Here is a 14,063-nt window from a genome sequence, read left to right as displayed (position 1 = left end):
CCAGCTTTTTGGCTTTGGCCTCGGCCTGAGCCATACGTTCGGCTTCCATCTGGTCAGCCTTGGCTTTATACTGTTCCAGGTGAGCATATTTCTTATAGAAACGCTCTACCCTACCAGCGGTGTCCACCAGTTTCTGTTTACCGGTGAAAAAAGGATGGCACTGGGAGCAGATCTCCACCCGGACTTCATCCTTGGTGGAACTGGTTTTGAACTCATTGCCGCACGCGCAACGCGCGATCACTTCTTTGTATTCGGGATGGATACCCTGTTTCATCTGAATATCTCCACAAAAGGTCGTAAGTACAACCTAGGTATTTTATATGCTTATGAGTAATTTGCAAGCCACCTTTACGCACTGATATTGCCGCGGGAGAAAAAACATCCCTTGGCGGTCAGTTAAAAGGCAGCTTGACCCAAAGTTGCTATCTGTTCATGGAAGCCAAAAATTCCGCATTGGTCTTGGTTCCTTGCATCTTCTCCAACAAGAACTCCATGGCATCCACAGCGGTGAGAGGACTCAAAAGGCGCCTTAAAATCCGCACCCTGTTCAAGTCTCCCTCCTCCATCAAAAGCTCTTCTTTTCTGGTGCCCGAACGGTTGATATCCATGGCCGGGAACACCCGCTTGTCTGAAACTTTTCGATCAAGGTGAATATCCATGTTACCAGTACCCTTGAACTCTTCAAATATAACTTCGTCCATGCGGGAACCGGTTTCAACCAGGGCGGTTGCGATAATGGTGAGGGAGCCGCCGTCTTCTATGTTTCTGGCCGCGCCAAAGAAGCGTTTGGGCCTGTGAAGCGCATTGGAATCCACACCACCGGAGAGGATCTTGCCGCTGGGGGGCACCACGGTGTTGTAGGCCCTGGCCAGACGGGTGATGCTGTCCAGAAGAATCACCACGTCTCTTTTGTGCTCTACCAGGCGCTTGGCCTTTTCGATCACCATCTCAGCCACCTGCACGTGCCTTTGAGCCGGCTCGTCAAAGGTGGAGCTTATGACCTCGCCGTCCACTGAACGCTGCATGTCTGTAACTTCTTCAGGACGCTCGTCGATCAAAAGAACAATAAGGGTGATTTCGGGATGATTGGCTGAAATGGAGTTGGCAATATTTTGCAGGAGCATGGTCTTGCCTGTACGGGGTGCGGAAACGATCAACCCGCGCTGACCTTTTCCCACCGGGGTCATCAGGTCCATCACCCTGGCGGAGTAGTTTTTCGGCTTGCCTTCAATCTCCAGCTCGATGCGCTCTTCCGGGTAGAGGGGGACAAGGTTGTCGAAAAGGATCTTATCCCTGGCAGCCTCCGGCGGCTCCATGTTGATCTTTTCCACCTTGAGCAGGGCAAAATAACGCTCACCCTCTTTGGGTGGCCTGATCTGGCCGCTTACCGTATCGCCCGTACGCAGGGTGAACCTGCGAATCTGAGAAGGAGACACGTAAATGTCGTCGGGTCCGGGCAGATAGTTGTAGTCCGGAGCTCTCAGGAAGCCGAATCCATCGGGAAGGATCTCCAAAACACCCTCGCCGTAGATGGCCCCGTTACGCGCGGCCTGAGCGGTGAGCAATGAAAAAATCAGCTCCTGACGTCTCAGCCCCGCGGCTCCTTCGATATTAAGATCCTTGGCCAGGGCGGTGAGTTCGGCAATGGGCTTTTCTTTAAGCTCCACAATGTTCATGCTGCCACCATCAATCGGCAGCGGCTTTTTGCTTGCCTTTGTACTCTTTTTTTCGCCACGAACAGTTTTGTTGTTGGCTTCCATCTTTCGCCTTGTCTTTTATAATTCTATGGAATTGCCGGCCCCGGGCCAAGCGCCGCTGGCAGGCTGATTATCCAAAAGCGGAGCGTAGTCCACGTCCGTTTATGGTTAGTTTCTGATCGGATTTAAGGATTCGCAGGGACCTTAAGCTAATTGGAGGAGAGATACCAAGCTAAAACCACACACACGCAACCGCCACCGGCCTCCGCACCTCTGGCAGCGACGCATTTGAATTATTTTCGAGTGGGTTCGCTGTTTCCCGGCTGGCGGTGGCCGCATAGCTGGGATTGTAGTCTAGCCCACAAAGCAACCACCTGCTCCCGAGTTTCTTCTAAGCTTCCCTGGTTGTCAACTAAAAATTGCGCCTTTTTCAGCTTTTGTTCTATGGGGAGCTGAGCTTTAAGGGCATTGACCGCCTGATCCCTCTCAACCTGATCCCTTTTCATTAGTCTCCGCAACTGGACCTCGGCCGGGACATAGACCAGGACAACCACGTCCATCAGGTCTTCCCAGCCCACTTCATATAGGAGAGGCACATCCACAAAAACCACCTGGCGGCCAATTCGCTCCAATTCGTCAACCTGACGGTCAATCAAAGCGGCCACCCGGGGATGCACGATACTGTTCAGTCTTTCCCTGGCTCCGGGGTCCTGAAAAATAAGCTCCCTCATGGCCCTTCGATCCAGGTTTTGTTCTTCATCCAGGACCTTGTCTCCAAAAACCCGTCTTACTTCCCTTAGGCCCTCCGACCCCTTGGCCACAGCTTCCCGGGCCAAGATATCGGAATCCACCACAGGGGCGCCCAATTCAATCAACATTGCCGCCACTGTGGATTTTCCGGTGGCTATTCCGCCGGTAAGCCCGACCTTAAGCATCGTCAACCTGCTCCAGCATTCTCAATACCGCCCTGAAATCAGGGGGCAGGCCCGCGGTGAGATCTATTTTTTCGCGGGTTATCGGGTGAGTGAAGACCAGATTTACTGCATGTAGGAATTGGCGTCCAGCCTTTTTAACTGCCTGGCCAATGGGATCGTTTGGATTTTTTTTCCTGCCGTAGACCGGATCACCGGCCACAGGAAAACCCATTTCACTGAAATGAACCCTGATCTGATGAGTGCGTCCGGTTTTTATTCTCACCCTGGCCAGACTGTAACCCGCCTTAAACCTCCTGGTTACGCGCCAGGTTGTTTTGGCCGGCTTAAGGTTCGGCCCCTTGCTGGACATCTTTTTACGATGAACCGGATGTCTGCCGATGCCTTTTTGATTAAGCCCTTCGAAAGGAGGGTAACCGCAGAGCAGGGCCAGGTATTCTTTTTTTATACGCCCGGCCGCAAAGGCGGCCGCCAACCCCCTGTGGGTTTGATCATTCTTGGCTGCAACCAGTGCGCCTGTCGTGTCCTTGTCCAGGCGGTGTACAATTCCGGGCCTTAATTCTCCGCCTACTCCGGCTAAATCTCCGCAATGGGCCAAAAGCCCGTGAACCAGGGTGTTTTCATAATTCCCCGGAGCCGGATGCACCACCAATCCGGCAGGTTTATTGACAACCACCAAGTGCTGATCCTCATAAAGGATCTCAAGCTCCATGGGCACCGGCACAAGGTCTATTTTGACCGGATCCGGGAGAACCACCTTGATGTCCTGCCGCTGTTTGACCTTTTGAGCGGCCTTGGCAGGATTTCCTTCAATTGTGACCATTCCCTGGCGCAACAACCGTTGCACCTGGGCCCGGGAATAATCCGGGCCTAAAAACGATTGAACCACCAAGTCCAGCCTCTGGCCGTCCTCTGCAGGCGTTACCGAAAAATGCCTTTTTTCCATAATGGGTCTGATTCAGCCGGAAGTGGAAAGGAGAGTTTTTAACTGGTTTTACCGTTTGAAGATTTCACGGATTTCTTCAGCTCAAGCCCTTTAAAGCCGGTAGCCTTGGATCAGTCGGTAAAAAACCGGTCCATCTCACTTTCAATCTCTTCTTCACTTGCATGGCGCGCTATGGATATCTCCTTAACCAGAAGGCTTCTGGCGGTATCCATCATTTTCCTTTCCCCAAAGGAAAGTTCCTTGCCCTCCTGCAAGACAAAAAGGTCACGCAGGACTTCGGCAACATCAAAGACCGAACCTGTCTTTATCTTTTTCATATAGTCACGATAGCGACGGTTCCAGGGCTGGTTTTCTATAACCACATCCCTTTCCTGCAGCATATCGTAAACTCTCTCGACTTCCTCACTTGATATAACAGGCCGCAATCCAACCGATTCGGCATTGGAAGTTGGGATCATTATGATCATATCGTTCTCAAGAACGCGAAGTATGTAAAACTGCTGCTGCAAACCACCAATTTCACGAGTCTCGACGGCCTCTATGGACCCGACACCGTGTGCTGGGTAGACAGCTAACTGCCCCACCTTGAACATGGGATCTCCTGGCATGGTTAGTTGGGAGGAAGATAATTAATTAAGCTAGATCAGTATATTACCAGCTTACAATTTCATGTCAATATTTAAGAGGATCAGCCACTTTCAAGCAACTGAAATAACTAATATTTATAAATTGTAACTTAAAAGGTGGAATTAACAAGCCGGGTTGCGGCGGAGAACAGGCCCTGGCGTGGGAGGGTAAAAAAATTGGGGGCGGCCTGAAACCGCCCCCAATTTTTATTTTAATTCAACAGTGGCTTATTAGAGCAAGCCGCTGAATCCGGCCAAAACCGGGGCCAGAACCAGGCTCACCACGCTCATAAGCTTGATGAGGATGTTCATGGCCGGTCCGCTGGTATCCTTGAAGGGGTCGCCAACTGTATCGCCGACCACGGCAGCCTTGTGGTTGTCGGAACCCTTGCCGCCATGATGACCTTCCTCAATATACTTTTTGGCGTTATCCCAGGCGCCGCCGCCGTTACTCATGAACAGGGCCATGAAAGCGCCCATGACAGTCGCGCCGAGCAGAGTTCCGCCCAAGGCGCGGGGTCCAAAGATGAAGCCCACGGCCACAGGGGTCAGAACAGCCAACAGGCCGGGAGCCATCATTTTCTTGATGGCCGCGGCGGTGGCGATGGCCACGCAGGTGGCGCTGTCCGGGTCCACTCCCTCTTTGCCTTCCAGCAAGCCGGGGATTTCCTTGAACTGACGACGAATCTCTTCCACCATCTGGAAGGCTGCTTCACCGACCGAAGTCATGGTCATGGCAGCTGCCAGCATGGGAACGATGGCGCCGATCAAGACACCGATGACCACCATGGGATCGGTGATGTTGATAACCTCAAGGTTGGCGGCCTGGGTAAAGGCCACGAACAAGGCCAGGGCGGTCAAGGCGGCGGAACCAATGGCAAAGCCTTTACCAATGGCGGCTGTGGTGTTGCCCAAAGCGTCCAAGGAGTCGGTGATTTTCCTGGTCTCAGGTCCGAGACCGGCCATCTCGCTGATACCACCGGCGTTATCGGCGATGGGGCCGTAAGCGTCCACGGTCATGGTGGCGCCGACTGTAGCCAGCATACCAACAGCGCTGAGGCCGATGCCGTATATGCCGCTCACCTTGTAGCCAATATAGGTTGCCACGCAGATGCCGAGGATGGGCAGGTAGGTGGAACGCATACCAACGGCGAGGCCGCTGATGATAACCGTGGCGGAACCGGTTTCGCTGTTCTCGGCAATGTAACGGACCGGAGGACCACTGGTGTAGTACTCAGCCAACAGGCCGATGGCGATGCCGCAGAGCAGACCGCTGACAATAGCCCACCAGGGACCGGTGTTCATGCCGAGCTGCTTCACGATGATATAGGACAATACGGCGAAGATAACTGCGGCCACCCAAGAGGTGTAACGCAGGGCTCCGGCGGGATCGCCCTTTTCAAAAATTTTGATGGAGAAAACGCCAAAGAAGGAAGCCACGAGGCCGGCCATGACCACCAGAAGCGGGCAGGCCATCATGGCCAGTTTGGAGGCTTCGCCGTCGGGCAGGCCGACCTGGGCAATCAGGGCGGCGCCGGCGGTGGCGCCAATGGCGATTGTGGCGATGACCGAGCCTACATAGGACTCAAAGATGTCAGCACCCATACCGGCGATGTCACCAACGTTGTCACCAACGTTGTCAGCGATGACGCCGGGGTTCCTGGGGTCGTCCTCAGGGATTCCGGCTTCGACTTTACCCACCAGGTCGGCGCCGACGTCGGCGGCCTTGGTGTAGATGCCGCCGCCCACGCGGGCGAAGAGCGCAATGGAACTTGCGCCCATGGCAAAGCCGTTGATGTATTTGGCTGTCTCAGGGGAGCCGCCAAAGATATAGAACCAGATGCCAACACCCAGAAGACCCAGGCTGGCGACTGAAAGCCCCATAACGGCGCCGCTGAAGTAGGATACGTTCAAAGCCTTGGCCTGACCGAATTTGGTGGCGGCCTCGGCGGTGCGGGAGTTGCCGCGGGTGGCGGCGGTCATCCCGGAGAAACCGGCCAGCATTGAGCAAAGAGCGCCGGTAACAAAAGCAACCGCGGTCTGCCAACCGATTCCAAAGGCGAGCAACGCAAAAACAATAACAATAAAGATAGAGAGAACCGAGTATTCCTTTCTAAGGAATGCCATGGCTCCCTCGTGGATCTGCCCTTCCAGCTTCTGCATCAGGGCGTTTCCGTTTGGCTGTTTTTTCACATAATTATAGATAGCGAATGCGAAAATCAGCCCAATAATGGCCAAAAACGGCGCAATGATGGTCCAAGATGTCATTTACCCCTCTCCCTCCATGCGGTGGAACTCCTGCATTGCCAGTTGAATACCTTTAGCCAGCATCACTTCCAGGCAATCGGCAGCTCTGCCGATAACCTTACTAACTAAATCGCGCTGATCAGCATAGAAGCTGTTCAGCACGTATTGTTCTATGGGCTCGCTGTAACGTGGTCGTCCGATTCCAACCTTGAGTCTGCAAAAATGGTCAGTACTCAGATGTTTTATCAGGGACTTGATCCCGTTATGCCCCGCGGCCGATCCCTTGCGGGCGATCTTCACCCGGCCCAGGTCAAGGTCCAGGTCATCATGTACGCAGATAACCTGATCGGGAGTAAGCTCAAAGAATCCCGTGATGGCGGCAGCCGCCTCACCGCTAAGGTTCATGAATGTTTGAGGCTGCGCCAGTATAACCGGCCGCCCCAATACCCTTTGCCTCCCCCAAAGCGACCTGAACTTACGTTGCCTTAGGCCGCCTTTGCTTAATTGCACCCCATGGCGACGCGCAAATTCGGCGACAACGTCATAGCCCAGGTTGTGCCGAGTACCATCGTACCCGGCACCCGGGTTTCCCAGACCCAGCACCAACACTGGGCTGGAGGGAGGACCAAAGTCCTTATCCAATGTTTATTACTCGGAAGCCTCGGAGGCGGCTTCGCCTTCCTCGGTTTCCTCGCCCTCTTCTTCCTCTGTCTCCTCGGCGGCTTCAGTGGGCTCAACGCAGCTCACCACCAGGAAGTCCTCCTGAACCGCAAAGGAAACGCCTTCGGGCAAGTTCAGGTCAGACGCACTGATGGATTCACCCAAGTTCAAAGAACTCAGATCCACCACAAGCTTGTCCGGAATACTGTCGGCATTACCTTTGATCATAACGGAATGCTCGGCAAAGGTGACGATGCCGCCCAGGTTTGCACCAGGGGCTTCACCATCAAATTCCAGATGGGTTTCCACCGTGATCTCCTGATCGGGTTTGATCTCATAGAGATCCAGGTGGACCGGCTTGCTGCCAAGATAGTCGGTCTGCAGTTCCTGCAACAAAGCGGCGCGGGGGGATTCGCCCTCGATTTGCAGGCTGAGATAAGCCATGGTACCCGACGCTTTACGCAGCAAGGCCTCCAAGGCGGGACGGGGTACGGCCAGGTTTTCAGGGTCAAGGCCCTTGCCGTAGACAACGGCAGGGATCATGCCTTGTACACGCAACCGGCGGCACGCACCTTTTCCAGTGACCTCGCGGCGGGTCACCGACAGAGGGAATTGTTCCATAACAAACGGCCTCCTTCCGGATCACTTATGCTCACCGGACATCGAAAACATAATGCAAAATTTCACAAAAGGCAAATACTTTCATACGGCCTGCAAAAGAAGGCCTATACGAATAGAGAACTCACTGAATCCTCCATATGAATGCGGCGGATGGCTTCACCTAAAAGGCGGGCCACGGAAAGGCTAATGATTTTTTCAGACTTGCCCGCTTCCTCCGTCAGGGGAATCGTATTGGTCACCACCACCTTAGAAATGGGAGATTCCGTAATGCGGGTCATGGCCGGACCGGAGAGCACCGCGTGTGTGGCGCAGGCCCAAACCTCTTTAGCCCCATGCTCCATTAGAGCGCGAGCCGCTTCGGTCAGGGTTCCGGCAGTGTCAATCATATCATCTAGGATAACAGCCAGCTTTCCATGAACATCACCGATGATGTTCATGGCCTGGGCAACATTCGCCTTTTCACGACGCTTGTCGATAATCGCCAAACCGGCCTGCAGCCTGGTGGCGATGGCCCTGGCCCTTTCCACTCCGCCGGCATCTGGGCTGACGATAACCGCCTCGCCCCTTAAATTTTTGCGAAGATAATCAAGAACCACAGGAGCGGCAAACAGATGGTCAACCGGCACGTTAAAAAACCCGCCGATCTGACCGGCGTGCAGGTCCATGGCCAATACCCTGTTGGCTCCGGCTGTGGTGAAGAGATCCGCCACCAACTTGGCGGAGATGGGAACCCTTGGGGCCACCTTGCGGTCCTGCCGGGCATACCCGTAATAGGGAACCACAGCGGTAATGCGCTTGGCGCTGGCCCTTTTCATGGCATCGACCATTATCAAAAGTTCCATCAGGTGGTCATTCACAGGAGGGCTGGTGGACTGGATTACATAACAATCGGCCCCTCGCACATTCTCAGCTATCTCCACGAAGATCTCTCCGTCAGAGAAGCGGCGGACCATGGCCTGGCTCACCGGAAGGTGCAGATAATGGCAGATTTCATCGGCCAGAAGGGGGTTACTATTTCCTGTAAAGACCTTTAGCTTATCAAACATGGTGCCTCACGCCCTGCAGCTAAAAAAGATTGGCTGGGGTGGCAGGATTCGAACCTGCGAATGCGGGTTCCAAAGACCCGTGTCTTACCACTTGACGACACCCCAGCAAGACTAATTTCTGCATTTTAAACCCGGGCCAGGAAACTGGTCCGGATATTTACGCCTTGACAAGGCGTTGATATTCGTTGAGGACCTTGTCTTCTATCATACGGCGGGTATCACTGTTCAGGGGATGGGCCACGTCCTGATACGTACCGTCTTTCCGCTTCTTGCTCGGCATGGCCACAAACAAGCCACTATTACCGTTGATAATTTTTAGGTCCCGGATCACAAAACACTTATCAAAGGTTATTGTGGCATATCCTTTGAGCCTTTCCTCATCCACGGGAAAGACCTTGACCTCGGTGACCTCCATAGCGGCCCTCCACCTGTCTTCTCCACTTAATAGAGAATGCCGATGGTTTTGGCTAGCCGGGCAGCCCTTTGCACGCCGCTACCCAACCCAGGTTCATCTCCCTGAGTCGGTTTGCAGCACGACAAGCTTCCTCTTTCCCAGGATATACCCCAAATACAGTGGGTCCGCTACCACTTATCAAGCATCCCCGGGCTCCGGAAGCAAGTATTGCCTGCTTAATATCGGCCAAACCGGGGTGTTCTTTAAGTGTGACCCTCTCCAAGTCATTGAACAAAAAGTTCGCCCAAGATTGACCCTTGTGTGGAGAGAGGCCAATTCTATTGCGTATTTTCGGTTTTGTCCATGACAAATCATATTTCTTGTAAATCACCTGGGTTGAAACCGGATAACCGGGATTAAGCAAAACGTAATGCAATTCCGGAAAATCTGCAAGTAAGCTGACCTTTTCACCGATCCCGGAACAGATTGCAGGGGCTCCGGCCAGAAAAAAAGGCACGTCCGCACCGAGTTTCACAGCCAGAGCGGCCAGCTCTTGGGATGAAAGCGGCATGTTATGAAGAGAATTAAGCCCTACCAGGCAAGCGGCGGCATCTGAAGAGCCGCCTCCCAGCCCGGCCGCCACAGGGGTGTTTTTTTGGAGGTAAAACCGCGCAGTGAGTTTTATCCCGCTGGCCCGGGACCAGGCCCTGGCCGCCCTGACCACCAGGTTATCCTCGCCTGCCAGTTCTTTTTGATTGCAAGCAAAGGACAACTCCTTTGAATCCGTATCAATAGTCAGGTTATCCCCGATACTGAGCGGCTGCATTACGGTTACCAGTTCATGGTAACCATCGGCGCGTTTACCGGTTATTGATAAAAACAGGTTCACCTTGGCTGGTGCGAATATATCCAACTTCATTTTTTCTATCCCGGATTGGCGCTCGACATGCGGTCAAGGCAGGTCCAAAGCCGTATCAAAAAACTTATCACCCCGATTAACCTTCAGCATAAGCCCCCGGCCTGGTTTCAGGCCCTTGAGAATCTTTTGCAAATCGGGCAGACCGGTTATTTTCAGGCGGGAGGCTTCGCAGATTATATCACCCCTTAAAAGACCCGCCCGGCCGGCCGGTCCACCAGCATCCAGCTCCACCACCATAAGGCCGTATTCAACCGGAAGGCTGAACTTATCCTTTAACTCCCTGGTAACCCCGACAAGTTTGACTCCCAACAGATTTTCTGCATAACCAGGGGGCGGAGCGGCCCGGCCTGAATCTGGCCTGGCCGATATCCTTATTATAAAATCAACCTCTTTTTTGTCGCGTAGACAGGTTACAGTCACCTGGCTGCCTTTTTTACTTGCAGCCACTCTTTGAATCAGATCCTTGGGTTTATTTATAGGGCATCCCTGATATCTGAGAATAACATCCCCTTTACTAAGGCCTGCTCTTTGAGCCGGGCTGTCCGGTGCGACCTGTTTGACCAGGACACCCATTTTCTCAGCCCCCCCCAAACGTTTGGAGCGCTCGGGAGTCAGGGCCTCCACAGAAAGCCCGAGCCAGCCCCTGACCACTTTTCCGGAACTTTTTAACTGGTTGATGACATCCACCGCCAACTTGGAGCTTACCGCAAAACCGGCATCTGTGTTTCCATCCTCGGGGACTATATTTATACCGACCACCTCACCCTTGAGGTTTAAAAGCGGACCTCCTCTAAATTGGCGGGAGATCTTGGCATCAGTTTGGATATATTCGGCAAATTGTTTTCCCGGCAAGGAACGCCCCTTGGCGCTGACAATACCGGCGGTCATGGAAAAACCAAGGCCGGACGGATTGCCACAAGCCAGCACCCAATCCCCGGGTTTTAATGTTTCACAGTTTCCGAGAGAGAGCCGGAAGAAATTATGCTTTCCTTTCAGCTTGAGTAAGGCAAGATCTGTCTCCTGATCACTACCAATCAGCCTGGCGGGCAGAGGCTTATTTCCCTTTATCCGCACCCAGATTTGGCCTGAAACAGGCAGATCCCGATTAACGGTGAGCACTAATCCACTCGCATCCACTATCACCCCAGACCCCACTGATCTAAGAAGAGGATCTAAATCCTTTAACTCGTCCGGACTGGATTTTGGCCACAACTTTTCAAAAAATTTGTAAAAATCAGGCGGGGGATCGTTTTCTTCAGGTGGCTCCTCCCCAGGGTCCCATGGCCAAAGGCCGGACGGGCCCCTTCTCATATCGCTTTCGGTCACACAGATGTTAACCACGGCGGGAGCTGCTTGAACTGCCAGTTGTGAAAAGTTGTCCGGACATATTTTTCTGTTGCCTGCCTCCGCGAGAGGCAAAAGGCACAAATGAACTAGAAAGGCCAAAAGAACGAAAGGCCGGAGAAGCCCTGCCCGGCACACCCCCCTTGTGCCTGCCGGCAGAGTCTTACTTGGCCAACCGCACAAAAGCCAGGCGCAGTTCCGTAAGTATATTGTCCAGCAACTGCTTTTCATCCGACTCCAGATTGCCTTTGGTCTTTTCCTGCAACATGGCAATGGTATCTATGGTGTGCCTGGCAAAGCCCACATTGGTCTGGGTCTCGCCGGTCTGGGGATCCGGTATTTGCCCCAGATGCATCATGGCTGCGTGGCTTAAGGAAAGAACAAAACTACTGAAATCAACCGGAGGGAAGACGGAGTCCCCCATTTTTTGAGATGCCTTTTCCGCATCGTCCTTGGCCTTTTTCGCCCTGGCCTCTTCTGCTTCCCGGCGGCTTTGTTCTGTCTTGTCTTCAGTCATTTGAATCCCCTTTTTCTACAAGCCTCGCACTATAAAATCCAAAGTATAAACAGTTATTCCTACTATAATTTGTATGGCCCAGACTGGCAACAAAACAAGGCTTGAGTCTTTGAAAACCCCTTCAAAATGCTTTTGATTTTCTGCATGTCCTTAAAACCAAAAATTTTGGGGCCACGGATGAACTCTTTCGGCAAATAATACCTTTTGGGAGATGCAGATTGGAACTCCGCCTAATAGAGAGCCCCCCTGAGAAGACCAGAGTCGCATCCAAGGGGCATTTGAAAAAAATCAAGAAAAATTATATTGGCAAGTAAAGGCCCGGTCTCCCATAGGGGCCGGGCCTTTAAAACCATATTATCTACAAAGTGTTATTTAGGAGCATTAACCGCAAACTCGGGTTCCCCGCCCTTTAAATAGCCGCTTATCTGTCTGGCCACGGCCACTGCCACATTCACCTGAGCCTCATAGGTGCTGGCTCCCAAGTGAGGAGTGCAGCAGACCCCATCGGCGCAAAGAATTCTGGCCTCGGCAGGCACTGGTTCAACCTCATAGACATCCAGAGCCGCACCGGCCAGCTCTTCGGCATCCAAGGCATCGCACAGGGCTTCTTCGTTAATGATTCCGCCGCGGGCGCAATTCACTACAAAAGCGGAATTCTTCATCTTTTTGAAGGTGTCTGCGTTAAACAGGCCGGTTGTTTCCTTGGTTTTCGGCACGTGGATAGAGATATAATCCGCTTCCTTGACCAAATCATCAAATGAAACCGGCTCAGCGCCCCTGGCCTTTATGGCTTCAGCGTCCAGATAGGGATCAAAACCGATCACCCTCATCTTTACCCCTGCTCCCAATTCAGCCAAAATCGCACCGATATTACCCAGACCCACGATACCGAGGGTCTTGCCTTTCACCTCTCTGCCCCGAAGTTGTTTCTTCTCCCATTTTCCGCTTTTCAGTCCTTGATGACCGCGAGCGATATTTCTGGAAAGGGCAAAGATATGGCCCAAAGCCAACTCGGCTGCTGCATTTGAGTTTTGCCCCGGTGTATTCATCACAATCACATCGTGTTTGGTGGCTTCCGGAATATCAACATTGTCCAGGCCGGTTCCGGCACGGCCAACCACTTTCAAGTTGTCGGCTGCGTCCAATAGGGCCTTATCCACCTTGGTGGCGCTCCTGATGACCAGCCCGTCCACTCCCTTTATAACCTTATGCAGTTCATCCGGTGACAGGCCGGTGTTAACTTCAACCTCAAAGCCTTCAGATTTGAATAGTTCAATCCCGTCTTCGTGCAAAGGATCAGAGATCAGAATCTTCATCTTCATTCCTCCCGGACTGTTCCTCCGAATAGTGCATTATCTATCCGGCCTGTACAGAATAAGTGTCCCATTAAAACAAAAATCCAAGGCTCTATTAATCCTTGGTCATTTTAAGGGATTAACGGATTAATCAGGCCTAGCTCAAAACCAGGCTGATGTCAAGTGCTCTTACCCACCATTGCTTGGGAGGCAATCGCTGCCTTGTTTGACTAGGGTCTAAAACATATGACTTTCCCCTCCAATTTGCAAACCGCTTTTTTCAAGACGCTTTTTTCGCTATTTTTAAAGGAAAATTGGATTTATTTTACTTTCCATATTTTTTACACAACTTAAATACACTAAATGTAAATTCTGCCCCTGTAATCATGATACATGTCAAAAACTGCAATTTTGCCGCATTAAATTATTTTCTTTTTTTGTGCCCACCCCAAAATTCCTGAGAAAACCGCTTCCTCTTTATACATTCATGAATAGCATTTTTAATTCTTGCCTTTTTTCCCCAAGAAGGCCAGAAGCGGCCCAGAGCTGCACTTTTAAATCTCATACAGACGTAAAACAACCAGCTTGCAGAAAAAGCCCCCACGGAGCTTGGCCGATCCTATTTGACATAGAGTTGTATTTCGTCAAGCGGTTGGAATTGTGAAAATTATAAGAATTTAGCATTTTGGGCTGCGGCTACTTCCCGGCCTTATCATAAGCAGGCAAGCGCAAATGTAATTAATTCCAGGCAAAGAAAGAAAATGACAAAAATTAAAGGGGCCGGGGCTTTAAGCCCTGGCCCCTTACGGGGTGCCTTTA

Annotated in this window: 13 protein-coding genes, 1 tRNA gene and 1 pseudogene; all 15 read right to left on the bottom strand. The window is 52.3% G+C overall.

Annotated features, from left to right (window positions below; translation table 11 throughout):
• Positions 1-61 precede the first annotated feature (61 nt).
• A pseudogene (gene rpmE / locus X474_RS26705) lies at positions 62-274 on the bottom strand (50S ribosomal protein L31); the annotation flags it as partial.
• Positions 275-422: 148 nt separating this feature from the next.
• The gene (gene rho / locus X474_RS01015) at positions 423-1,760 is read right to left on the bottom strand and encodes a transcription termination factor Rho (protein WP_353743119.1); all 1,338 of its coding nucleotides are present in this window, start codon (positions 1,758-1,760) and stop codon (positions 423-425) included.
• Positions 1,761-1,990: 230 nt separating this feature from the next.
• Positions 1,991-2,632, bottom strand: a complete 642-nt coding sequence (gene coaE, locus X474_RS01010) for a dephospho-CoA kinase (protein WP_044346169.1) — start codon at positions 2,630-2,632, stop codon at positions 1,991-1,993.
• Positions 2,625-3,575, bottom strand: a complete 951-nt coding sequence (locus tag X474_RS01005) for an RluA family pseudouridine synthase (RefSeq protein ID WP_044346168.1) — start codon at positions 3,573-3,575, stop codon at positions 2,625-2,627. Before X474_RS01005 ends, coaE begins: the two co-directional genes overlap by 8 nt.
• A 110-nt stretch (positions 3,576-3,685) precedes the next feature.
• Positions 3,686-4,168, bottom strand: coding sequence for a CarD family transcriptional regulator (locus X474_RS01000; protein ID WP_044346167.1), 483 nt, complete (start codon positions 4,166-4,168; stop codon positions 3,686-3,688).
• Positions 4,169-4,432: 264 nt separating this feature from the next.
• A complete protein-coding gene (locus X474_RS00995; RefSeq protein WP_044346166.1) occupies positions 4,433-6,469 on the bottom strand; it encodes a sodium-translocating pyrophosphatase in 2,037 nt (678 codons plus the stop codon).
• The gene (gene pth, locus X474_RS00990; protein ID WP_231688274.1) at positions 6,470-7,051 is read right to left on the bottom strand and encodes an aminoacyl-tRNA hydrolase; all 582 of its coding nucleotides are present in this window, start codon (positions 7,049-7,051) and stop codon (positions 6,470-6,472) included.
• Positions 7,052-7,096: 45 nt separating this feature from the next.
• Entirely contained in the window at positions 7,097-7,729 is a 633-nt protein-coding gene (locus tag X474_RS00985) for a 50S ribosomal protein L25 (RefSeq protein WP_044346165.1), read from the bottom strand.
• A 104-nt stretch (positions 7,730-7,833) separates the two neighbouring features.
• Positions 7,834-8,775 carry a ribose-phosphate pyrophosphokinase gene (locus X474_RS00980; protein WP_044346164.1) on the bottom strand — a complete coding sequence of 314 codons (942 nt, stop codon included), beginning with the start codon at positions 8,773-8,775 and terminating at the stop codon, positions 7,834-7,836.
• 30 nt (positions 8,776-8,805) lie between these two features.
• Positions 8,806-8,880, bottom strand: a tRNA-Gln gene (locus tag X474_RS00975).
• A gap of 52 nt (positions 8,881-8,932) precedes the next feature.
• The gene (gene spoVG, locus X474_RS00970) at positions 8,933-9,190 is read right to left on the bottom strand and encodes a septation regulator SpoVG (RefSeq protein ID WP_044346163.1); all 258 of its coding nucleotides are present in this window, start codon (positions 9,188-9,190) and stop codon (positions 8,933-8,935) included.
• 52 nt (positions 9,191-9,242) lie between these two features.
• A complete protein-coding gene (ispE, locus tag X474_RS00965) occupies positions 9,243-10,088 on the bottom strand; it encodes a 4-(cytidine 5'-diphospho)-2-C-methyl-D-erythritol kinase (protein WP_044346162.1) in 846 nt (281 codons plus the stop codon).
• Positions 10,089-10,121: 33 nt separating this feature from the next.
• Positions 10,122-11,231, bottom strand: coding sequence for a PDZ domain-containing protein (locus X474_RS00960; protein ID WP_197281912.1), 1,110 nt, complete (start codon positions 11,229-11,231; stop codon positions 10,122-10,124).
• A gap of 364 nt (positions 11,232-11,595) precedes the next feature.
• Positions 11,596-11,949: a DUF1844 domain-containing protein gene (locus X474_RS00955; protein WP_197281911.1), complete on the bottom strand. Its 354-nt coding sequence runs from the start codon at positions 11,947-11,949 to the stop codon at positions 11,596-11,598.
• Positions 11,950-12,317: 368 nt separating this feature from the next.
• The gene (locus X474_RS00950; RefSeq protein ID WP_044346161.1) at positions 12,318-13,265 is read right to left on the bottom strand and encodes a hydroxyacid dehydrogenase; all 948 of its coding nucleotides are present in this window, start codon (positions 13,263-13,265) and stop codon (positions 12,318-12,320) included.
• Positions 13,266-14,063: the final 798 nt, after the last annotated feature.

Origin of the sequence: Dethiosulfatarculus sandiegensis (genome assembly GCF_000931935.2) — a bacterium.
Classification (GTDB): domain Bacteria; phylum Desulfobacterota; class Desulfarculia; order Desulfarculales; family Desulfarculaceae; genus Dethiosulfatarculus; species Dethiosulfatarculus sandiegensis.
The sequence above is the reverse complement of the archived record's forward strand: the minus strand, read 5'-3'. Positions and strand labels throughout refer to the sequence as shown.